At 36.8% G+C, this 22,587-nt stretch carries 19 protein-coding genes; 5 read left to right on the top strand and 14 right to left on the bottom strand.

Annotated elements, in window-relative coordinates; translation table 11 throughout:
• Window positions 1–79: 79 nt before the first annotated feature.
• From OPU68_RS17325 to OPU68_RS17305, 5 genes are all read right to left on the bottom strand, one after another.
• Window positions 80–871, bottom strand: coding sequence for a DUF2214 family protein (locus tag OPU68_RS17325; RefSeq protein WP_040997818.1), 792 nt, complete (start codon window positions 869–871; stop codon window positions 80–82).
• A gap of 1 nt (window position 872) precedes the next feature.
• Entirely contained in the window at window positions 873–2,114 is a 1,242-nt protein-coding gene (locus tag OPU68_RS17320) for a site-specific integrase (RefSeq protein ID WP_040997820.1), read from the bottom strand.
• Window positions 2,111–2,680, bottom strand: coding sequence for a helix-turn-helix domain-containing protein (locus tag OPU68_RS17315; RefSeq protein ID WP_040998371.1), 570 nt, complete (start codon window positions 2,678–2,680; stop codon window positions 2,111–2,113). Before OPU68_RS17315 ends, OPU68_RS17320 begins: the two co-directional genes overlap by 4 nt.
• A 237-nt stretch (window positions 2,681–2,917) precedes the next feature.
• Window positions 2,918–4,807, bottom strand: coding sequence for a molecular chaperone DnaK (dnaK, locus tag OPU68_RS17310; protein ID WP_498475194.1), 1,890 nt, complete (start codon window positions 4,805–4,807; stop codon window positions 2,918–2,920).
• A gap of 144 nt (window positions 4,808–4,951) precedes the next feature.
• Window positions 4,952–6,199 (bottom strand): zinc-dependent metalloprotease, encoded by a 1,248-nt coding sequence (locus OPU68_RS17305; protein ID WP_498475193.1) that lies wholly within the window; start codon window positions 6,197–6,199, stop codon window positions 4,952–4,954.
• Between the two features lie 234 nt (window positions 6,200–6,433).
• On the opposite strand from OPU68_RS17305, the gene ppk1 reads away from it, so the two are divergent.
• The 4 genes from ppk1 (at window position 6,434) to OPU68_RS17285 (ending at window position 13,881) form a co-directional block, all read left to right on the top strand.
• Window positions 6,434–8,503, top strand: a complete 2,070-nt coding sequence (ppk1, locus tag OPU68_RS17300) for a polyphosphate kinase 1 (protein ID WP_498475192.1) — start codon at window positions 6,434–6,436, stop codon at window positions 8,501–8,503.
• Window positions 8,504–8,541: 38 nt separating this feature from the next.
• Window positions 8,542–9,426 (top strand): Ppx/GppA phosphatase family protein, encoded by an 885-nt coding sequence (locus OPU68_RS17295; RefSeq protein WP_498475191.1) that lies wholly within the window; start codon window positions 8,542–8,544, stop codon window positions 9,424–9,426.
• Window positions 9,427–9,616: 190 nt separating this feature from the next.
• Entirely contained in the window at window positions 9,617–12,670 is a 3,054-nt protein-coding gene (locus OPU68_RS17290; protein ID WP_498475190.1) for a choice-of-anchor I family protein, read from the top strand.
• Window positions 12,671–12,861: 191 nt separating this feature from the next.
• Complete coding sequence (locus OPU68_RS17285; protein ID WP_498475189.1) at window positions 12,862–13,881, top strand: LLM class flavin-dependent oxidoreductase; 1,020 nt, start codon at window positions 12,862–12,864, stop codon at window positions 13,879–13,881.
• Window positions 13,882–14,310: 429 nt separating this feature from the next.
• Here the strand turns inward: OPU68_RS17285 and OPU68_RS17280 are convergent, their stop codons facing one another.
• From OPU68_RS17280 to lpxB, 9 genes are all read right to left on the bottom strand, one after another.
• Window positions 14,311–15,009: a VIT1/CCC1 transporter family protein gene (locus OPU68_RS17280; protein WP_498475188.1), complete on the bottom strand. Its 699-nt coding sequence runs from the start codon at window positions 15,007–15,009 to the stop codon at window positions 14,311–14,313.
• A 17-nt stretch (window positions 15,010–15,026) separates the two neighbouring features.
• The gene (locus OPU68_RS17275; RefSeq protein WP_498475187.1) at window positions 15,027–16,196 is read right to left on the bottom strand and encodes a DUF3570 domain-containing protein; all 1,170 of its coding nucleotides are present in this window, start codon (window positions 16,194–16,196) and stop codon (window positions 15,027–15,029) included.
• 32 nt (window positions 16,197–16,228) lie between these two features.
• On the bottom strand, window positions 16,229–16,444 hold the full coding sequence (locus OPU68_RS17270; protein WP_498475197.1) for a DUF4266 domain-containing protein: 216 nt from the start codon (window positions 16,442–16,444) through the stop codon (window positions 16,229–16,231).
• Window positions 16,445–16,455: 11 nt separating this feature from the next.
• Complete coding sequence (locus OPU68_RS17265; RefSeq protein ID WP_498475186.1) at window positions 16,456–17,382, bottom strand: FAD:protein FMN transferase; 927 nt, start codon at window positions 17,380–17,382, stop codon at window positions 16,456–16,458.
• Window positions 17,382–17,825: a thioredoxin family protein gene (locus tag OPU68_RS17260; protein WP_498475185.1), complete on the bottom strand. Its 444-nt coding sequence runs from the start codon at window positions 17,823–17,825 to the stop codon at window positions 17,382–17,384. Before OPU68_RS17260 ends, OPU68_RS17265 begins: the two co-directional genes overlap by 1 nt.
• A 110-nt stretch (window positions 17,826–17,935) precedes the next feature.
• Window positions 17,936–18,316: a hypothetical protein gene (locus OPU68_RS17255; protein WP_498475184.1), complete on the bottom strand. Its 381-nt coding sequence runs from the start codon at window positions 18,314–18,316 to the stop codon at window positions 17,936–17,938.
• A 97-nt stretch (window positions 18,317–18,413) separates the two neighbouring features.
• Window positions 18,414–20,207: a ComEC/Rec2 family competence protein gene (locus tag OPU68_RS17250; protein ID WP_498475183.1), complete on the bottom strand. Its 1,794-nt coding sequence runs from the start codon at window positions 20,205–20,207 to the stop codon at window positions 18,414–18,416.
• Between the two features lie 29 nt (window positions 20,208–20,236).
• Complete coding sequence (locus tag OPU68_RS17245; RefSeq protein WP_498475182.1) at window positions 20,237–20,698, bottom strand: DUF1569 domain-containing protein; 462 nt, start codon at window positions 20,696–20,698, stop codon at window positions 20,237–20,239.
• Window positions 20,695–21,801, bottom strand: coding sequence for a lipid-A-disaccharide synthase (gene lpxB, locus OPU68_RS17240; RefSeq protein WP_498475181.1), 1,107 nt, complete (start codon window positions 21,799–21,801; stop codon window positions 20,695–20,697). Before lpxB ends, OPU68_RS17245 begins: the two co-directional genes overlap by 4 nt.
• A gap of 283 nt (window positions 21,802–22,084) precedes the next feature.
• Between lpxB and OPU68_RS17235 the strand changes: the two genes are divergently transcribed.
• Window positions 22,085–22,585 (top strand): DUF2480 family protein, encoded by a 501-nt coding sequence (locus OPU68_RS17235; protein WP_498475180.1) that lies wholly within the window; start codon window positions 22,085–22,087, stop codon window positions 22,583–22,585.
• Window positions 22,586–22,587: the final 2 nt, after the last annotated feature.

Genomic DNA, 22,587 nt, shown 5'->3' with positions numbered 1-22,587 from the left:
AAAAAGTGATTCCTCTGTGATCGCTATAAACACGCAATCACAGAGGAATCACTAAACATACACTTCATTTTGTGATTTTTTATGTTTTTTGGTAGTCTGTCAAGTCTTCTTGAATTTTTATATTACCTTTTTGAGGTTCATCTTTCAAATGTGACTTGATACTATCTAAATCAATATCATCAAGCGAAACGAAAACAGATTTTAATAATTTTGAAATTTCTTCCTGTTTTATTGGTCTAAAATAATTCCAAATATTCCAACCGAAATGATAAAGATCTAGATTAGTTACTCCTTTAGTGTGGACAGAAATATCGTTAGGAATCTTTTCATTTTTTGAATATAAACTTACGGCATTACAAAGTGCATCAATATCTTCATCTGTTACATATAATGCTAATTGATTCTGAGTATAATCCAGAGCGATTTGTAGTTTTACACTTTCATTTTGTTGCTTTTGCTGGAGTTGAGTTTTTCTTATAGATTCTAGATTTATGGATTCAATAGTTTGACTCACACTGTTTTCCTCCGAATTTTCAAATGAATAGATTAGTGTATTTTCATCAATTATTTGTTTTTGCTTCTCCCCAACATTCTCAAGATTTTCAGATGGCATAATATCTACAGTTGAATTCTCGGAACTGCCCTTTTTAGGGAAAATCTTTCTGAATAAGACAATTATGCCATCGAGAAATAAAATAATAAGCGCATAAAATAATATACTTAATGCTGTGATTGACCAAAATACAATATTTGCGGTATATTCGTCACCACCTTTTTCAACAAAAGAAATTCTTGCTAACGCTCCCCCTATTACACATACTAATAGAACGGAGAGGTAGATGACAATATATTCGAAATATTTCAAGTGCATTTTATAAGTTTTTTAAATGAATAGCGGTCGAAGCTTTATTTTTCTTTTCATCAACAACTTTTGCGTAAACCTGCGTAGTTTTTACGTTCGTATGACCAAGCATTTTACTCACTGTGTAAATATCAGTTCCACTCGAAAGTTGAAGTGTTGCAAAAGTGTGTCTGAAATTATGAAAGGTTATTTTTTTGGTAATTCCGGCACTTTCAATCCACTTCTTGAGTGGTCGGGAAATCCAAGCCGGATTAGTCAAATTTTTAAAAATCAAATCATTTGGAAGACCTACTTCACCACAAAGTTGTAATGCTTGTTTAGACATAGGCATATATTCTACACCTTTTGTCTTTTTTTGTGTAAAATTTATTTTTGCCTGATCGTTTTCAATACTTATTTCGTTCCACGTTAGTTTCTGAATATCGGAGTGTCGTAGACCTGTTAAAGCAGAAAAAAGTGCTGCTCGTTTAAGAACTTCAAGTTCGCACGGCGTTTCAACTAAAGTATTAAGTTCATCAAGTGTTAAATATTCTCGTCTTGATTCCTCGTGCGGAATAGCTTTTATTTTAGCAGAAATGTCAGTCATAAAATATCCATCAATAAAAGCTTGTTTTAACGCAGCTTTGAATACTGAAAAATAAGTCGAAGCCGTATTTTGAGAAATAATCTCTTCCTTATTGCTGCCACTTTTTGCAGTCAACAAATATGATTTAAAGTGTTCACAAAATTTTGTATTGATCTGCGAAAACATAATTTTTTCTCCTCCAAAATCTTTTAGAAATTCTATCGAACGATACCAATTTACTTGAATCGATTCGGAATTGTTTTTATGTCTTTTATTAACCAACCGATCAAAATATCCCACAAAATTTTCCTGCGATTTTTCTTTCTGTTCTACCTGAATTTTGTCAAGTTCGCTGTAAAGTCCAATATTGTCATATTCTCTCTGACGTAATTTACGCATAGAATCTGCATAGAACATTGTTTCCCGATCATTTTCGCTTTTGCATACGATAATACCATTGTCATCTCTTTTAGGTTTAAATGAAACAGATTCTTGGGTTGTTCTTGCAGGTCTTTTCTTATCAAAATCTACGGTTGTGACGCTTCGGTTCAAATATTCCCGGATTCTCTGAACTTTATCTTTACCAGGAATCATCACAGGATAACTTTCCAAATAAATAAACCATTCTTTTCGGAATTCGGATTTTCGCAATCGTACGGTAACTTTGGTTTTTAATAACTCTTTCATTTTCCGTCAAAAATTTTATCAATTAAATTTTTAGGAACATACACAAAACTTCCAACTTTCTTTGTAGGAATTTTGTTTCTTTTAATTAGGTTTGTTACAGTTCCTGGATCAGCGTGGAATTTCGAACTAATTTCGGAAATTGTGTAACAATTACCAACTTCAAAATTGTGTTTCTCAATTATTACTTCCTTTTCTTCCGGTATTTCAACTGATGAAAATAAATTTTCCAGATCTGATCGCTTCACACGAGTCAATCTTGAGCCTGGATTAATTCCAGTAATGATTCCTCGTTTTATACATCTGTGCACAGTATCTTTGGAAAGTCCAAACATAACAGTCGCTTCTGCAACTGAAATAAATTCCCTATTCTGAACTTCGGCAATCTTGTTCTTATATTTTTGTAAAAGACTGTCTTTTTCTACTTTTTCTTTTTCAAGTTTTTTCTTCTCTTTTAATGCTTTATTATTACAAGATAAAGAGCAAAAACGAGTCATAACTGTTTTTGCTTCAAAGGGTTTGGAACACTGCTCACACACCCTAGGTATTTTCAATTTACTAAATCCCATTCTGAAATAACATCCTGAACATCTTCCGTTTTTTGAGTTTTTTTTGTATTTAAGGCGCATAAGACGCACATACTAACCAAATAAAACGCGGTACAAGTAGGATACAAAATTACAACAAAAATCGATTAAAATCAACAATTAATAAAAATACAAAAACAAAAAAAATCGCTGTAAACATTACATTTACAGCGATTTACTAATTTATTTAAATCGATATTAATCGATGATAATTGCTACTTATTTGACTTCTTCAAAGTCTGCATCCTGAACATCTTCTGCTCCGTTTGCATTTCCTTGAGCTTGTTGAGCTCCAGCATCAGCACCTTGACCTTGTGCATACATTTCTTCTGAAGCGGCCATCCAAGCTGCATCTAAAGCTTCGGTTTTAGCTTTTACATCGTCACCGTTTTTAGCTTCGAAAGCGGTTTTCAATTCTGCGTGAGCAGTTTCGATCGCTGCTTTTTTGTCAGCAGACAATTTATCACCGAATTCTTTCAATTGCTTCTCAGTCTGGAAGATCAATCCGTCAGCTTTGTTGAAGATTTCAACTTCTTCTTTTCTCTTGTTATCCGCTGCAGAATTTTCCTGAGCTTCTTTTTTCATTCTTTCGATTTCCTCGTCAGAAAGACCTGAAGATGCCTGAATTTTGATAGACTGCTCTTTTCCAGTACCTTTATCTTTAGCAGAAACGCTTAAGATTCCGTTTGCATCGATATCGAAAGTTACTTCAATCTGAGGAACTCCTCTTTGTGCTGGTGGAATATCTGTCAAGTCAAATCTACCGATTTCTTTATTATCGTTGAACATTGGTCTTTCACCTTGTCCTACTCTAATGCTTACAGCCGGCTGGTTGTCAGAAGCTGTAGAGAATACTTCAGATTTTTTAGTTGGGATAGTTGTGTTTGCATCAATTAATTTAGTGAAAACAGAACCCATAGTTTCGATACCTAAAGAAAGCGGCGTCACGTCTAATAAAAGTACGTCTGTAACATCTCCAGTTAAAACTCCACCTTGGATAGCTGCACCAATTGCTACAACCTCATCCGGGTTAACACCTTTTGAAGGTTTTTTACCGAAGAATTTCTCAACTTCCTCTTGAATAATTGGAATTCTTGTAGAACCACCTACCAAGATTACTTCGTCGATATCTGAGATAGAAAGACCTGCATCAGAAAGCGCTTTTTTACAAGGCTCCATAGAACGTCTTACTAAGTCAGCAGATAATTGCTCAAATTTAGCTTTAGTTAAGGTCTTCACTAAGTGTTTAGGACCTGTAGCTGTAGCTGTGATATAAGGAAGGTTGATTTCAGTTTGAGGAGAAGAAGACAATTCGATTTTTGCTTTTTCAGCAGCTTCTTTCAATCTCTGTAATGCGATAGCATCACCTTTAAGATCTACACCTTCTTCAGCTTTGAATTCATCTGCCATCCAGTTGATAATTACATCATCAAAGTCATCACCACCTAAGTGCGTATCACCATTTGTAGACAATACTTCGAAAACTCCGTCTCCTAAATCAAGGATAGAAACGTCAAAAGTACCACCACCTAAATCATATACTGCAATTTTTTGGTCTTTGTGAGACTTGTCCATACCATAAGCCAAAGCTGCTGCTGTAGGCTCATTGATGATTCTTTCTACTTTAAGACCAGCAATTTCTCCTGCTTCTTTAGTAGCTTGTCTTTGAGCATCGTTAAAGTAAGCCGGAACAGTAATTACCGCTCTTGTTACTTCTTGTCCAAGATAATCTTCAGCAGTTTTCTTCATTTTCTGAAGAATCATTGCAGAAATTTCCTGTGGTGTATATTCTCTGTCGTCGATTTTTACTTTTACCGTATCGTTTGGTCCGCTTACTACTGCGTAAGGTACTCTTGAAACTTCAGAAGCATCATCTTTGAAATGCGTTCCGATGAATCTTTTGATAGAATATACAGTTTTTGTAGGGTTTGTTACAGCCTGTCTTTTTGCAGGATCTCCTACTTTTCTTTCACCATCTTCTGTAAACGCTACAATAGAAGGTGTTGTTCTTTTTCCTTCTGCATTAGGGATCACTACAGCATCTTTACCCTCCATTACTGCAACGCAAGAGTTGGTAGTACCTAAGTCAATTCCGATTATTTTACTCATTTTTTTATATGTTATTTTTTGTTATTATTAATATTTACAATGAGCAATTCTCAATATTTGTACCACGTCAAAAAAAGTGACAAATTGTCATTAACAAAAAAACTCCGCCTTTCGACAGAGTTTCAGATTTATATTTAAATAAAATTATTTCTTGATAAACTTCATTGATTTTACAAAACCAGTTTCGTTGTAAGTTCTCACATAGTAAGTTCCAACGGGAAGATTTTTCACATCAATTTTGTCAGTCTCATTAGCAACAGTCGCTTTTTTAACCAGTTTTCCATCATTAGCAAAAATTTCAACTTCGTTGATTTTAACTAATGGAGAAGCAATCGAAATATAGTTAACCGCCGGATTTGGGAAAAGGTTGATTGAGTTTGATTTCTCTACATCATCAACAGCCAAAAGTGCACAAGCATTAGAATTCAATAAACTAGCCCTTGGACCTGACATTGTATTTTGAGCGATTGTTTTTTGTCCGTTTGTGAAGAATGCCATTTGGTTATCCTCAACATAATCCATATAATTCATAAACATCGCTCCACTGTTTGTAGAAACACAAGTATAGATATTTACATTAGATGGTTTATCAAAATGAGGGTAGTAAGTTGCCGGCGTATCAGCACAGAAATCATCCCAACCCGTTTTACCACAATTACTTTTTACTGGAGAATTCCCATAATCTTCCACAGAACCCCAAGGATGCTCCAATCCAAAGTAATGTCCAATCTCATGAGTGGCAGTTCTTCCTTTATTATAAGGAGAAACAACTGTTCCTGTAGTTCCAAACTGTTTATATCCAATAGCAAGCCCATCGTAAGCAGCACCAGCAGAATCCGGAAGATAAGCCCAGCCTAAATAATCTGCTGACATATTACCAACCCAAATATTAAGATACTTTGTAGGATCCCAAGCTACCAAACCGGAAGTTTTGTAATAATTGTCATCAAAATTGAAATTTGCCGTTACAGATTTTCTTTCAATTCCTGTAGTCGTAGAGCCATCTGGTTTTTTGGTCGCCATACAAAAAGCCAATTCCATATCAGCTGCGTTTCCCTGGAAGTAAGAAGGAACAACTGTATTGAAATCTGCATTGAGTTTTCTGAAATCGTCATTCAACACTTTGATTTGAGAAGCAATCTGAGCTTCAGATATATTCATAGCAGTAGAGGAATATAAAACATGTACAACAACGGGAATGGTTACAACACCTGCTCTTTTTGAGATTGCATAATCATTGTGGACCAAATAATCTTTCAAAGCTTCTCTGTTTGCTTTCGCTTGTGGATTGGCAGCAAAAAACTCCGCCATTTTCTTGTCTGTGCCACAGGTTCTCTGTCCGAACGCACTTAGAAAAAAAGTGCTTGAGAGTAGTAATAAAAATTTCTTCATATTTTTTAAAATTAATTAAAGGGTTGCAAATCTATATTTTTTTTCAACATGTTTTAAAGATTTTATTAATTATTTCAAAATTAATTGTTCAATCCGCAACAAAGTCTTCTGGTAAGTTGATTTAAAAATTAATTTACACTTCCGAAACATACCGCTGCATAAGAACATTGTAGTTTAAACCCTCAAAATATTCCCATGAATTTCACTACTTTTGAGATAATCAAAAACCCAATAATGCCACAAGAATTTAATCCGCGCGATGTCACCTGGCTCGGTTTCAACGCCCGAGTTTTACAGGAAGCAATGGACAAAAGTGTTCCTATACACTTGAGAATTCGATTTTTAGGAATTTTTTCCAATAATCTGGACGAGTTTTTCCGCGTGAGAGTTGCAGGTTTGAAACGCGCCATGGATTTTAAACAAAAAGTCCTGAGCGAATCTTTTTATGATGCACCTTCTAAAATTTTGCAAAAGATCAACAAGCTTGTGATGCATCAGCAGGAGGACTTTGACAAAACATGGAAGGATGTTCAGCGCGAAATGGCGAGGGAAAAAGTTTTCATAAAAGACCACAAACACCTAACTGAAGTCCAGAAAGAATTTGTTGTCAAGTATTTTGATGAAGAGGTAGAATCCAATGTGATTCCTATATTATTGCACGATAATAAGCCAATGCCTTATATCCGTGAAAAAAGTCTCTTCATTGGCATTGCGATGCGCAGAAAAGAATGGCTTTATGAAAGTCAATACGCCATCATAGAAGTTCCGGTAACTGCAAACGGACGCTTTGTCCTGTTGCCAACAGAAAATCCTGAGCAAAAAGACGTAATGCTACTGGAAGATGTCATTATTTACAATTTGCCTCATATTTTTTCCTATTTTGGTTACGACGAGTTCACAGCACATTGTTTCAAAGTGACCAAAGATGCCGAATTTGACATTGATAATGACATCAAAACAACATTAGCAGATAAAATTGAAAAAGGCGTAAAAAGCCGACGAAAAGGAAAACCAACACGTTTTGTATTTGATAAGGAAATAGACAAAGCCCTGCTGGAGTTTCTTATCAAAAAACTTAATCTGACAAAAAAAGACAGCATCATCCCAGGACAGAAGATCCACAATTTCAGGCATTTTATGGATTTTCCGAATGTCTTCAAAACTTACGAAAAGCCTATTGAAAGGAGTTCGTTTATGCATCCGGAATTTGCTAACAAACAAAGGGTGACAGATGTGATCATTAAAAAAGATGTGCTTCTGACGTTTCCTTATCATTCTTACGATTCTGTGATTGATCTCCTGAGAGAAGCAGCGATGGATCCTGATGTAAAATCGATCCAAATTACGGCGTACAGACTGGCATCTAGTTCCAAGATCGTAAATGCTCTCATCAATGCGGTAAGAAATGGCAAAGAAGTGACAGTAATGCTGGAATTGCGCGCGAGATTTGATGAGGAATCAAATCTTTACTGGAAAGATAAACTGGAACTGGAAGGCGTAAAAGTCCTTCTCGGTTTCCCGAACCGAAAAGTACACGCAAAACTGTGTGTCATAAAAAAACGTGTGCACAACAAAACTATCCAGTATGGATTTATCAGCACAGGGAACTTTAACGAAAAAACAGCCAAGATCTACGGTGATCATTTATTGATGACATCCAACAGGGCAATAATGGCAGATATTAATAAAATCTTTGCAGCGCTCAACAAACCGAAAATAGACCCGACTATTACGCTTAGAAGTTGTAAAAGCCTGTTGGTCTGTCCGGATTTTATGAGAGAAAAAATCATTGCTCATATTGATAAGGAAATCGAGGAAGCCAAAGCAGGAAGACGAGCGGAAATGATTATTAAAGTCAATTCCCTGAGCGATAAAAGTTTAATCCTGAAGCTATACGATGCTGCTCAAGCCGGCGTAACAGTGAAAATGATTGTTCGTGGCATCTATTGTGCAGTGAATCAGAAAGAATTTAGAAAAAAAATATATGCTATCAGTATTGTAGACGAATATCTGGAACACGCCAGAGTGATGTATTTCTATAATAAAGGTGCCGAGAATATGTATATCTCTTCCGCAGACTGGATGACGAGAAACCTGGATTACAGGATAGAAGCTGCCACACCGGTTTTGCAGAAAAATCTAAAAAAAGAACTGAAAACGCTTTTGGATCTTCAGCTTTCAGACAACGTGAAATCCAGAATTCTGGACAAAAACATGAGAAATGAATATGTTGAAACAGACAAAATCCAACAGAAAAGATCACAAATCGAGACTTACAATTATCTCAAAAATCAGAAATACTAATTATTTAGTTTAAATTTATAATATAATTCCATCCCACAATGATAATCGCCGCTATAGATATAGGAAGTAATGCCGCCAGACTGCTCATCAATGAAGTAAAAGAATGCGATGGCAAACCAGACTTTACAAAACTGAATCTTCTGAGAATTCCGCTTAGATTAGGTTTTGACGTTTTCAGCAAGGGCGAAATTGGTGCGGAAAGAAAGCAGATGGTCATCAAAACGATGACGATTTTCCGTGAACTGATGGAGATTTACAAAGTCGAACATTACCGAGCCTGCGCTACAAGTGCGATGCGTGATGCCAAAAACGGACAGGAAATCATTGATATCGTAAAAGAACAGTCGGATATTGATATCGAAATCATTACCGGCGACGAAGAAGCAACTTTAATTTATGAAAATCACGTCGCAGAAGGACTTGATAAAGATTTTGCCTATCTGTATGTAGATGTTGGCGGCGGCTCTACGGAACTTACCTTCTATGAAAACGATGAAATGCAATACGAGCATTCCTTCAATATCGGAACCATTCGTCTCTTGAATGGATTGGTAACGCCCACGATTTGGGATGATATGAAAGACGAAATCAAAGACAAAATCAAAAGTAAAAAAACGATTGTGGCCATTGGTTCCGGCGGGAATATCAACAAGATATTTTCGATGAGCAAGACCAAAGATGGTAAGCCAATGCCTGTTTCCGTAATCAAAAAATACCTGAAAGAGATGGAGAAACTTTCTGTGGAAGAGAGAATGCACAATTACCAAATCCGTGAAGACCGTGCAGACGTTATAGTTCCAGCCCTTACAATCTTCAATAATGTAATGACGTGGGCAGATATCAAACATATTTACGTTCCAAAGATCTCTGTGGCAGATGGTTTGGTTCACAGCATTTACACCAAAGTTATAGAAGGAAAATAAGGACATGCAAGATGCATAACTTTTAGCCCCAGGTCAATTACCTTAATGATAACTATGGATTAACTTTCACTTAAAAACGCTCTAAAAACAACCATTATTTCCAGCTTTCTTAAATAATAATTAAAGTTCATTTAAAGTTCCGAGCCCGCAACATTTTTCATCTTTACGCCAATCTAAAATAAAAGTAAAAATGAAAAACAAATACCTTTTCAAAGGTCTTTTGCCGATTGCTGCGTTATTTCACGGCTTAGCTTCGGGACAAACTTTGGTTCACTACTGGAACTTTAACAACAATGCTTCCGTTTCAGCCATTACCTCCCCTACAGTATCTCTTTTAAATGGTTCTATGACAGCGGTTTCTACAGGAACAACTGTTGATGTTGATACTTTCATTGATTTTGCCGGAGGAACTGGACAAAACTTCAATGTCAGTAATTTAAATGCTAGAAACGGTGATGCTTCCGGAACGCACTTGAGATATAATTTACCAATTAATGGCAATATCAAATTTAATTTGCCAACGACAGGCTATAAGGATGTTGTGGTAAAATTCACAACCAGAAGATCTGGCTCGGGAGCGGGAACACAAACCTGGTCATATTCTACAGACGGCACTAATTTTACTACTTATCAAACCGTAAATCCGCAAAGTGCCAATCCGCAATTAATCTCTTTTGATTTCTCAGCAATAACAGGCGTTTCCGACAATCCAAACTTCAAACTGAAAGTTGAATTTGCTGCGACTGGCGGCGGTGTTGAAGGAAATAACCGTTTTGACAATTTTACAGTGGATGCAAATCCGACTGGAAATGCAGACACAACGGCACCAACAGTCACTTATGCACCAGCGAACAGCATTAATAATGCTTCGACAGCAAATCCTACAATCACTTTTAATGAAAATGTAAGACTGATCGACAATTCTGCGATAACTGACGCAAATGCCCAAAATCTTGTTGAATTAAGATTAAATAATGCTACAGGAAATGCAGTTCCTTTCACAACAGCTTTCAGTGATAATAAAATTACGGTGATTCCTACAGCCGGACTTATTCCAAATCAAGCTTATTATTTAGCTTTAAAACCGAATACAGTTGAGGATACAAGTGATAATGCGGTGACTTCTTCAACCTCATCCACTTTTACAACTGCCGGAACAAGCATATCTTTGGATAAAACTTTTATTAAGGTTAATGAAAACGCGGGAACATTAGCATTCAAAATTAATGTAACAAACCCTTCGACTGCAACTGTAAATTTGGTTGTGAAACCTGCGCCTTTCAGTACAGCAAACAGCAGTGATTTTACTTTATCAAGTCAGACAATTAATATTACGCCATCTATTACGAGTGTTACTGTAAACATTCCAATTATTGATGATACTTTGGCAGAACAGCAAGCAGAATATTTTGTTCTAGCTCTTGAAAATCCAGTTGGCGCAACTATTTCCGGTGACGCTGCATCCACAATTTATATTGTTGATAATTACAAACAAGCACCGGTTGCATCAAAACAAATTGAATTAAACTATCTCGGATTCTTCGATCCTTCCGGAAACAATAACAGTTCTACAGAGATTGTGGTTCACGATCCAACAACGCAAAGACTTTTCACGATCAGTTCTTTGACAGATGTTTTTGATATTATTGATTTCAGTAATCCAACCAGTCCAAGTGTCATCAAAACTGTTAACATGTTGCCTTATGGCGGAATCACAAGTGTGGCAGTGAAAAACGGAATCATTGCAGTAGCTTCCCCAAACGGAACCAATGCGCAACAAAACGGTTCAGTTGTCTTCTTTGACATCGATGGTAATTTCCTGAAACAAGTCACTGTAGGTGTTTTACCAGATATGATCACTTTCACACCAGACGGAACAAAAGTGATGACTGCCAACGAAGGTGAACCGAACGATGCTTACACAGTAGATCCTGAAGGTTCTATCAGCATTATTGACATCACCGGAGGCATTTCAAATCTTCTGCAATCGAATGTGACGACAATTTCCTTTGCTGGTTTCAATGGTCAGGAAGCAGCGTTAGCCGCATCAGGCGTGAGAAAAGTAAAATCTACCAGCACATTTGCTCAGGATCTTGAACCTGAATATATTGCCATCAGCGCAGACAGCCAGAAAGCCTGGGTTTCATGTCAGGAGAACAATGCTGTGATTGAGGTTAATTTAGCCACGAAAACTTTAGGAAACATTTGGGGATTAGGTCAAAAAGACATGAGCCTTCCAGGAAATGGCTTCGATGCGTCTGATAACAATGGTGAAATCCTGATCGCAAACTGGCCGGTAAAAGCTTATTACAATCCTGATGCAATGGCTTACCTAAAAGTTGGAAGTACAAACTACATCATAACAGCCAACGAAGGCGACGAGAAAGATCTTGGCGGTTTCAGTGAGAGAACTACGGTTGGTGCAAACGGTTTTGCGTTAGATTCAACAATATTCCCGAATGCTTCTGTATTAAAAGCTTCTCATAATTTAGGAAGATTCCGGGTGACGAGTGTGAACGGAAACACAGACGGCGACAACGAATATGAAGAGATTCACGCTTTGGGCGCAAGATCATTCTCCATCTTCAATGCGGATACGAAAGCCATTGTTTATGACAGCGGCGATCAGTTCGAAAGACACGTTGCAGCTTATCATCCTTTGATTTTCAATGCAGATAATGAAGCTAACGGTGCTAAAAACCGTAGCCGTGCAAAAGGCCCTGAACCGGAAGGTGTGACGCTTGGAAATATCAAAGGAAATACTTTTGCATTCATTACTTTGGAAAGAACTGGAGGCGTAATGGTTTATAATGTCACAGATCCTAATAACGTAACATTCACAGATTACAAACATTCCAGAATGACAACCGCTTACGGTGGCGACAACGGTCCGGAAGGCATAACTTACATTGCTCCAGAAAACTCAGCAACAGGAAAAGGTTATGTGATTGTTGCCAATGAAATCAGCGGAACACTTTCTATGTATGAATTGGTTCTTTCTCCAACTCTTGCAACTGGCGATGTGAAATCTGAAAAAGCGACATTCAACATCTTCCCGAATCTTGTAAATAAAGGAAATACACTTTATTTCAATAAAACCAAAGACTACGAATTATACGATATGTCCGGGAAATTACTGGGTAAAGAAAGCAATGCTTTGACCATCGATACTTCAAAACTTTCCACAGGCGTTTATATGGTAAAAACTTCGGATGGCGATGTGAAGAGAGTGATTGTAAAATAAATCTTTTTCTTCTTTTTATTTTTTTTAGCCTCAGATTTTTCTGGGGCTTTTTCTAATTAAATGTAGTTCTAAAAATTTAAGTTAATAAAAAAATCATTCATCAATTATCATTCATCACTCATAATTACCTTACATCAATGCCAATCAAAAGTTGAAAGCGTAGATTTGTTATATTAAAAAATGAGACTATTATGGAATTAGGAATAGGGATGTTCGGAGATGTTGCTCTGGACACCAAAACCGGAAAATATAGAGATGCAAGCGTAAAACTAAACGAGATCCTGGAGCAGGTAAAACTGATGGATGAAGTTGGAATAGATGTTTTCGCAATGGGCGAGCATCACCGTGAAGATTATGCTGTGTCCTCACCAGAGATTCTGTTGGCTGCTGCTGCAAGCATTACGAAAAACATCAAATTAGCAAGCGGTGTAACGGTATTAAGTTCATCAGAACCTGTGAAGGTTTATGAGGACTTTTCAATGATTGATTTAATCTCAAAAGGGCGAGCGGAAATCTTTGTCGGAAGAGGAAGCTTTATCGAATCTTTTCCTTTGTATGGATATGATCTTTCAGATTACAATCAGCTTTTTGAAGAGAAATTGGATTTATTATTGAAAATCAATAATGAAGAAAATGTAAGCTGGAGCGGAAAACTTCGTGCGCCAATGCGAAACCAAACAGTTTACCCAAGAGCTTACAATGATGGTAAATTACCAATATGGATCGCTATTGGCGGAACACCCGAATCTGTTTTGAGAGCTGCAAAATTAGGTTTACCTTTGATTGTCGCCATCATCGGCGGAATGCCAAGACAGTTCAAAAACCTCATCGATTTCTATAAACAGGAATATCTGAGAGCCGGACACGACGAGAGCAAAATGCAGATTGCCATCCATTCCCACACCTTTGTAAGTGATGACCAAAAGGATATTGACCAATATTTCTTCAATTATAAATCCCAGATGGACAGAATTGGCAGAAGCCGGGGATGGGCACCTTACAGCAAAGAGCAGTACGAAGGCGGAAGAAGCAAAGACGGCGCACTATTCATAGGAAGTGCAGATGAGGTGGCTGATAAGATAGCTGAAATGAAAGAATTATTTGGCCTGACAAGATTTATCGGACATATGGACGTGGGTGATCCTGCACACGATGTTATGATGAAATCCATCGAATTATTTGGAGAAAAAGTGGCTCCGAAAGTGAAATAGTTATTAGATGTTAGATGTTAGATGCCAGAAGTTAGATGTTAGGTTTTATTTGACTTCAAATTTCGAGAAATAATGTTTAATGGAACTTAAAAAAACAGCAAAATCCTGAACCAGAAATTCAGGATTTTTTGTTGCTTTTTGATGAAATTTTTGACCTTTGGCAAGTCCGATGGATAGGACGTTTACACAGGCTAGTTAAAACACACGTGTCTTTTGATGAAAACTCAAGTGTGTTTTTTTGGAAAGACACGTGAGTTTTTAAAATAGTACTTCTGCCATCTCTGAAAACAACTTGATGTTTTCCTTAAAACCTCTTGATGTTTTGACAAAAAGGTCTTGATGTTTTAAGGAAAACATGCGGTTGTTTTTTTGTGACGTCTTTAACGACTCTAAATTTAAAATCATTACAACTTAAAAATTATCAAATCACTAATAATTCACAGACCCGAAAAAATGTCCTACCAAAGCGGTAATAATCATCGCAACGGTCCCCCAAAAACAGATCCTCAGAACTGAGTTTTTGATATTTGACCCACCAATTTTTGCTGATATAGCGCCCAAAACCATCAGGAATATAATTGAAAATCCATATTGATAATAGACCATCTCATCTTCAGGAGCAAATATTGCCAAGATCATCGGCAACAATGCACCTGCAAGAAAAGAAAAAAATGATGCAACGGACGCCAGAAATGGTTTTGCCTGAGTGATCTCGTTGATGCCCAATTCATCGTGTGCGTGCGCAGCCAAAGCATCGTGCGCAGTAAGTTCTGTTGCAACCTGCAAAGCGGTTTCTTTGCTCACCCCTCTTTTTTCATAGATCTTTGCTAGTTCTCGCAGTTCAATTTCAGGCATCTGCTCCAGTTCATTTTTCTCACGTTCCAGATCTGCTGTTTCTGTGTCGGCCTGGGAGCTTACAGACACGTATTCTCCTGCTGCCATAGACATTGCTCCGGCTATCATCCCAGCCAGAGCTGCCAGAATAATTGCATCACGGCTTGGGTCTGCAGCTGCAACGCCAATGACAATACTTGTGGTGGAAAGCAAACCGTCATTCGCTCCCAAAACCGAAGCACGCAGCCAGCCTACTCTGTTGACATAATGTTTTTCTAACTGGTGATGCATCATTTTGACATTTTTAAAAGTTATTTGAATCTTAAATTTAAAGAAATAATATCCGATTGCATCCCAATAGATTTGGTGTAATGCCCATATCTGATCTCAAGCATATTGAGCCTCTCAACTCCAAATAATCCATTCTTCGGATTGATACGAATGCCTGCACCATAAAAATTACTATTGAATTTTGAAAGATCATAATTGCTGGTATAGAAATCATCAAAAGCCGTATGCTGCTGGTAAGGCGAAAAATATTTGGCACCGGTTTGAGAATAATATCTGTAAAACGGACTCACCGAAACAAATGGCGAGATCTTCACAGGCGTTTCTATCCCGATTGTATTGGATCTCAGCCCCCAGTCATCTGTGTAATAACGGTAATAGGCTCTCAAAATCACTTTATCTCCAAAGAAATAATTGGCTCTTACACCCAAAGGCAGCTTGAATCTCTTATCCGGCAAAGCCTCCTGATGAACAGATCCATCCGTAAAATAAACCCTGTGGAAAGGTAAACTGAGGTATCCTGTCTGCTGAACTGCATCTGTCATTACTTCCAATTGGAAATTTTTGTTGATAATCTGAGAATAAGACAGAGAAAGTGCATACGTATTTCTCCCACTGCTTCCAGCATTTTCTCCAGTTCTTAGCTCTATTGGGGTAATGAGTTTTACCTGATCCATAAAAGCCTGAAACTTGGCAGTGAACTCTCCCATTCTGTTAGGCGTTTTCTGCGAGATTCCTATATTAGCACCTATGGACTGATAGTCGTATTCACCGGAATATGAAACGCCGGCCATTATTGTACTTCCTTTCTGTTCATTTTCCCGGCTCCAGCCTAGTGAAGGGTAAATTCTTGTATCCGCACTAGAGGCAGAAGAGTTAGCTTTGAGGTCTATCATATCTGATGAGGCAGAGGTATAATGGTCTATCCCAACATCGAAGGTGAATTTATTTTTCCTTAGTTTCTTATCATATTTCACCATTACAACATCTATAGCATTGGAAATATCCGTCAGATTTTCTGAGCCTACACCGCCGGTAACTGCAGAATTGTTTCCGTCTTGTTTGTAATAACTTGATACGAGATTGATCTCATCCAGACTTAATTTTTTGGATGGTTCGGTATTGTTATTTTCCTGTGCCTGAGCGTTGAAAAATCCAAATAGAGCGATGATGCTTATAATTACTTTTTTCATTTTAATTCATTTTAGGTTTAGTAATTATGATTTTAATTGCATCCGCATCCACCGCCAACTTTGCCGGCATTAGCACCCGAAGAACCTTCCCGGTAAGACTGGAAACTGAGTTCCGTCTTTTCGATTGTCCTGTTGCCAAGAACCATTTCTGCATCGTTGAGTTTACTTTTTTCGTATTCTTTTACTGTTGTGCAGGAATCCAGCGTCGCTATAACAGGGAGCAGACAAATGGCTCCAAGTGTTTTAATTAATATTTTCTTCATTTGAAATTAATGTTTTTAGATGAATGAATCTTGTTGTGATCGTCTATAATGATGCATTCTAAATGATTGATCTGATTCACGAGACCAATTGCTGCATCCACTCCCATAATCGTAACAGGCGTTGCCATTGCATCGGCAATCTCAGCGTTTGGACAAATGATTGTCACGCTTTTGATTCCCGAAACGGGCATTCCTGTTTTGGGGTTGATGGTATGGGAATATTTTTTACCGTCTATCATCACAAACTTTTCGTAGTTACCGGACGTTGCTACGGAAGTATTGGTAATGTTCATATAAGAAAACGGAAGTGCTGCATTATCAGGATCAGCAATCCCAATGGTCCAAGGTTTTCCGTCGGCCTGAGTTCCCCAGGTCGTCAAATCGCCGGAGGCATTTACGACGCCTGAAACTACTTTCCTTTGCTGAAGGATTCTTTTCGCCATTTCCGCAGCGTAACCTTTACCAATGCCGCCAAAGCCGACTCGCATCCCTTTTTCTTTCAAAAAAACGGTTTGATTTTCCGGATTTAAAATGATGTTTTTGTAATTGACCAGTTTCAGATGTTCTTTTACCGATTTAGGATTAGGAAGCTGTTTCATTTCGCGGTCAAAATTCCAGAAGGTTTTATCAATTCCACCATAAGAAATATCAAAATAACCATCAGTAATATCACTGATTCTGAGACTTCTTTCAATTAAATGAAAAACTTCCGCATCTACTTTCACAGCCTGTATACCAGCATTTCTGTTGATCAGATTGGTTTGGCTGTGATCATTATAAGTCGTCAGGAGCTTCTCAATCCTTATAATTTCTGAAACTGCGGCTTCTATATGTCCAAAAGCAACCGTTTCATCTTCATCAACAACGGTGATCTCAAAGATATTTCCCATCAGCTTTTGGGACTTGCGAAATTCTTTCAGCATTATTTATTTTTTTGATAAAATTCTCTTATCTGATTACTAAAGACAACCGCATCTTCCGATGGAAGACCTTCCCAGGTTTTCAGAATTTTTCCTTCGTGGTTTAATAAAACTGTGTACGGAAAGATACCTTTTGGGTTGTACAGATCTGCCAAAGCTGCATTTTCTTTCTGGATCTCTGCAGAAGGCTGATTCTTCTTGCTTCTCGGGAAATCGGCATTGAGATATTCTAACACATGATCTGTTGATAATTGCTTAAAAACATCGGTTTCAATAATATTTTTATGCAGCTTGATACACGGAATGCACCAGTCTGAACCGGAAAAATTAAGCAAAATCAGTTCGTTTTGTTCGGATGCGGTTTTTTTTGCGTTTTCAAATCGTGTCTGCGCGTTTGCGAATAGGGAGAACAGAGCCAAAAGTGTGGCTGTGAATGTTGTTTTCATCGTTTTTAAATTGAATTGTATATCAGTTAAGCCTGAATATTTAGAAATATCCAGACATAGGTATAGAAACTGCTTTTCTGAGATTTAGAAAAAATCAGAAAAAAAATAAATCAGGCTTGTCTCGGCGGCTGCCAAATGGAGTGAAGATAACCTTTGACAAAGAAATTCTCATCAAAAGAAGGAAATTTGTGAACTTTATAATGTTTGTAATGACTGTCTGTCATCTCAAACTTGAAAATTGTATTGATGGTGAAAACCAAAGAAATTGTAGAATGCATTATAAAAGGAAGCTTCCTGTCTGTTTTATAATCTGCATCTTTTGCGGGATGATCATAATGTGCCTTTAAAAAGGCCAGCACGGTCATTTCCGGATTCAGTTTGTGATGCTCATTGTAATGTTCTATTAGAATTGGTAATTTCAAAAGCTGATTGAGTTCAGTTGTTGAAACCAAATACAGAGAAAGCAATAATATGGAAATCCATTTTTTCACGTAATAAAATTAACTGTTTTTGTCCTTAGAATGATTATAAAATAGTTTGCGACTGAGCTACAATTTAGTAGTCAATTAATAAATATTATAATTCAGATTATCTTAATATATATTTATTTCCTTCAAAAACAAAAGCTTCGGCATCTTCAGGATAATAACTAATATCACACTTATAGATCCGCCTCGAAATCAGATAAGGATCTATCACAAAATCTATTATTTTTCCTTCATTCTTATTATCCTTCAGCCAGAAAACGATTTTGCCTTTGTTCTTTACGCTTATGATTTTATCCTGATAGAAACTGTAGACCAAAACTTCTTTTTTCTCAAAATTATAAGCATTAAAACCGATTCTCAAACCAAAAAATAACAGGAGACAAAAACTGAAACGAAAAATATATTTTAGGTTCAAGACATCTTTGATGAGAAATTTCAGAAAGTAAATTGCCAAAAATAAAACACTCATTTCCAATAAATTCAAGGAAAGATTTTTATTCATCAATGCTTCGAAGCCAGAAAACCAGTGAATAGTTTTCAGAACATTGATTATAAAAGCATCGAACATCTGATAAATGAAATGATATTTCATCCCAAAAGCTATCGCAATGACCATTAATAAAGATGAAACAATAATCAACTCTGAAAGTGGAATGATCAGCAAATTTGCAAATATTGATACAAAAGAAAACTGATGAAAATAATAAACCGCCAAAGGCAAAGTCGCAATCTGTGCAGCGAAAGTCATAGCCGAAATCTCGTATAAAAAATTCTCTACCCAATATTTTGGTTTTCTGAATAGCTTTTTAATCGGATTCGACAACCACCAAATACCCAAAACTGCGGCATAACTCAGTTGAAAACCAACTTCGAAAAGTTGCTGAGAATCGATAATCAAAAGAATGAAAGCCGACAAAGCTATCGAATGTAAAAGATCCGGCTTCCGCTGCAACAAAATCATAATGTAATAGCAGGTGATCATAAGACAACTCCTCATGACCGAACTTCCGTAATCTATAAAAACGGCAAAACTCCAAATGAAAACTAAGCTCAAAATGATTGATAATTTCCTGAACTTAACCGGAATTATTTGATTGAAAGCAAACAATGTGATCCAGAAAATAATGACCATGTGAGAACCGGAAATTGCCAACAGATGGACCAATCCTGTCTCATTGAAATCTCTAACCGTTTCTTTATCCATCTCAGTTCGGTCTGATAGAATAATCCCTTTCAAAAATTCCTGAACCTTTGGCGAAAGTGGTGATCGATTGATCTTGTTGAGAATCTCGAGACGGGTTTGTCGGATTTTGTCAGGAAAAGAAGTTTCTGTTTTCTTAGTTTTTAGAATGTCATTTGGTAAATAAGCTTGCAGGTAAACTTCCTGTCTTGCCAGATATTTTTTATAATCAAACTGGAAATCATTATTAATATCTTCAGGCCGATGAATGTAGACTTCCGCATCATAGAAATGATTAAAGTCTAATGATTCCTGATCTTTCGGAATGCTGAGAACAGTTTTAATTGGCGAAAAATCTTTAATTTCCTTCGAAGGAATTTCTAAGATTTCAACAATATAACGTCTGTTCTTTTCATTGGAGTTCAGTTTTTTATTGAGTTGAAAGACGATGTTTTCTTTTGAGTTAAGTTGCGGAACTTCTGGCTTATCAGAATTTGACAAGTGAACAAATATCCCAATCGAGAAAAAGAAAAGTCCTAAACAATAATATTTGATACGCTGGAAAAATGTCGTTCTAATTAATATTGAAAATAGGGAAATTCCCGAGATTATTAAGAATAAAGTAGAGACACCCTGACTCATAATCAGGTACTCCTGAAAAAGAATGCCGATAATAAAGCATATCAGCAATATTAGTAAAGGTTGTGTTTTCATTGGTGTTCATTTGTGTTTTTGTGTGTGTTTTAATTTTTCAGAATATCATCAACGATTTTCAGATGATGATTGCTGTGAAGCCATAAAAATTTTAAAGTGGTTTTCCTATCAAAATCGCCTAAAAACGGATGTGTGATGAATGACTTTTCCGGAAGATTTGCCGCAGCTTCTAATCTTTCTTTTGCCAGATTCAGCAATATAGAGATGCTTTCCTGAGTTGGAATTTCTAATGGAATGAATTGTTTCGGCGCTCTTATTTTTCCTCTCGGAATCAATCCAAAATTCAGAAAAATAAATTTCTTGATGCCGAATTTCGGTTTGTAATCTTTCGGATTGGTCATTGTCAAACCTTTCAGACTGGAGTTCAGAATCAATAACAAATGTTCCAGATGCCAGCCGACCGATGCTTTGGAAACTCGATTATTCGTCACATCAATTTTTGGCAGAAGTGATTCTATTTTTTGAAGTTGAATTTTAATTTTATCCATCATTTTGAGTTTACAATGAGTTCTGCTGCGTTATTACTTGCGCCGCTTCCGCCTAATTTTGATCTAAGAATTTCATAATCATTCAAAACCTGATTACGCTTTTCTGTATTAAGGATTTTATTAAGTTCTTTCACAAGATTATCCTTAGTCAATTCGTTTTGAATCAATTCTGTCACAACTTCTTTATCCATAATTAAGTTAACCAGAGAGATATATTTGATATTTTTTATAAGTCTTTTTCCTATTTCGTAAGAGATTCGGCTTCCTTTGTAGCAAACTACTTCGGGAATATTGAGCAAAGCTGTTTCCAGAGTTGCCGTTCCGGATGTTACCAAAGCGGCCTTTGAAGATCTCAGAAGATCGTAAGTTTTGTTGGAAACAAAATGAACATCCGCATCTACAAACTGCTCGTAGAAATCCTTCTCCAGACTTGGCGCTCCGGCAATTACAAATTGGTAATCGGTGAAATAACTTCTGACAGACAACATCAGTTCCAGCATTTTTGTAACTTCCTGTTTTCTGGATCCTGGAAGAAGTGCTATAATTTCTTTTTGATTGAGATTATTTTCTGATTTAAATTTTTGAATATCAACCGGTTGCAATCCTTCTATCGCATCAAGCAACGGATGGCCAACGAAATGAGCATCAACCTGATGTTTTTTGTAAAAATCTTTCTCGAAAGGGAGAATAACCATCATCTCATCCACATATTTTTTGATGGTCTCCACGCGGCCTTCTTTCCAGGCCCAGAGTTGCGGCGAAATATAATAGATCACTTTGATTCCCAATTCTTTGGCAAACTTCGCAATCCTCAAATTAAATCCCGGATAATCTACCAAAATCAAAACATCGGGTTTATATTCCTGAATGTCTTTTTTGCAGATTTTTATATTATTAAGAATGGTTTTCAGATTCTGAACAACTTCCAGAAAACCCATAAATGCGAGATCACGGTAATGCTTCACCAAAGTCCCGCCTTGCTTCTGCATCAGATCGCCGCCCCAGAATCGGAATTCTGCATTTTGATCTTTAAGTTTGATGGCTTTCATCAGGTTGGAAGCGTGCAGATCGCCGGAAGCTTCTCCTGCTATGATGTAATATTTCAAAGTGTGGATTTTAGATTATTCGAGTTTGGATGATAGATTTTTAAAATTAAGTTTTTTCTGTGAATTTCTTAACTTTGAACAAAAATAAATCATTTTGGTTTATTGGGATTGGGAAAGTGTAATAGTTGACAAAATTTGATTGGTTGACAAATCCCATAGCCCCGATAGTAGCGGCATCCTTTTTTTCTTTCTGGAAATGTTATATTGATAACAAATCTTACCAGACAAAAAAGATATAGCGGATAGCGGGATGAAGCTCCTGAAAATTATTAAATTTTAAAAAATGGAAGAGATTGTAAATAAAGTAGCAGGAAGTGGATTGGTGAATTTTGATATTACTGATCTTTTTCCAAAAGGTAAAAGAATCGGAATCGACATCAAGGATTTTCTTTGGGAAGGGATGATCCTGAAAGAAAAAGACTTCCGTGAAAAAATCAAAAATATAGATGCGGAACTTTATAGGGATGCATACGTTTATATCTATTGTTCTGAGGATGTGATCATTCCTCTTTGGGCGTATTTCCTAATCACTTCCAAAGTGACAGAAGAAGCAAAAAAAGTGGTTTTCGGAAACCGTGAAGATCTGGAAGTTTTGCTGATGCACAACGCGATCCAAACTTATGATTTTTCCGAACTGAGAGACAAACGTGTTCTGGTAAAAGGCTGCAGCGATGAATCGATTCCAAACAATGCGTATGTGGAATTGGTGGAACAGCTGAAACCGCTTGTAAAATCCCTGATGTTCGGCGAGGCTTGCAGCAATGTTCCGATTTTTAAAAATTAATC

It is taken from the genome of Chryseobacterium sp. TB1-D10 (genome assembly GCF_059803555.1).
The sequence above is the reverse complement of the archived record's forward strand: the minus strand, read 5'-3'. Positions and strand labels throughout refer to the sequence as shown.

Excerpts from the sequence above, each read along its gene's own strand:
- OPU68_RS17325 (WP_040997818.1), bottom strand. The coding sequence starts at position 871 with ATGCACTTGAAATATTTCGAATATATTGTCATCTACCTCTCCGTTCTA.
- OPU68_RS17320 (WP_040997820.1), bottom strand. The coding sequence starts at position 2,114 with ATGAAAGAGTTATTAAAAACCAAAGTTACCGTACGATTGCGAAAATCC.
- OPU68_RS17315 (WP_040998371.1), bottom strand. The coding sequence starts at position 2,680 with ATGGGATTTAGTAAATTGAAAATACCTAGGGTGTGTGAGCAGTGTTCC.
- dnaK (WP_498475194.1), bottom strand. The coding sequence starts at position 4,807 with ATGAGTAAAATAATCGGAATTGACTTAGGTACTACCAACTCTTGCGTT.
- OPU68_RS17305 (WP_498475193.1), bottom strand. The coding sequence starts at position 6,199 with ATGAAGAAATTTTTATTACTACTCTCAAGCACTTTTTTTCTAAGTGCG.
- ppk1 (WP_498475192.1), top strand. The coding sequence starts at position 6,434 with ATGCCACAAGAATTTAATCCGCGCGATGTCACCTGGCTCGGTTTCAAC.
- OPU68_RS17295 (WP_498475191.1), top strand. The coding sequence starts at position 8,542 with ATGATAATCGCCGCTATAGATATAGGAAGTAATGCCGCCAGACTGCTC.
- OPU68_RS17290 (WP_498475190.1), top strand. The coding sequence starts at position 9,617 with ATGAAAAACAAATACCTTTTCAAAGGTCTTTTGCCGATTGCTGCGTTA.
- OPU68_RS17285 (WP_498475189.1), top strand. The coding sequence starts at position 12,862 with ATGGAATTAGGAATAGGGATGTTCGGAGATGTTGCTCTGGACACCAAA.
- OPU68_RS17280 (WP_498475188.1), bottom strand. The coding sequence starts at position 15,009 with ATGATGCATCACCAGTTAGAAAAACATTATGTCAACAGAGTAGGCTGG.
- OPU68_RS17275 (WP_498475187.1), bottom strand. The coding sequence starts at position 16,196 with ATGAAAAAAGTAATTATAAGCATCATCGCTCTATTTGGATTTTTCAAC.
- OPU68_RS17265 (WP_498475186.1), bottom strand. The coding sequence starts at position 17,382 with ATGCTGAAAGAATTTCGCAAGTCCCAAAAGCTGATGGGAAATATCTTT.
- OPU68_RS17260 (WP_498475185.1), bottom strand. The coding sequence starts at position 17,825 with ATGAAAACAACATTCACAGCCACACTTTTGGCTCTGTTCTCCCTATTC.
- OPU68_RS17250 (WP_498475183.1), bottom strand. The coding sequence starts at position 20,207 with ATGAAAACACAACCTTTACTAATATTGCTGATATGCTTTATTATCGGC.
- OPU68_RS17245 (WP_498475182.1), bottom strand. The coding sequence starts at position 20,698 with ATGATGGATAAAATTAAAATTCAACTTCAAAAAATAGAATCACTTCTG.
- OPU68_RS17235 (WP_498475180.1), top strand. The coding sequence starts at position 22,085 with ATGGAAGAGATTGTAAATAAAGTAGCAGGAAGTGGATTGGTGAATTTT.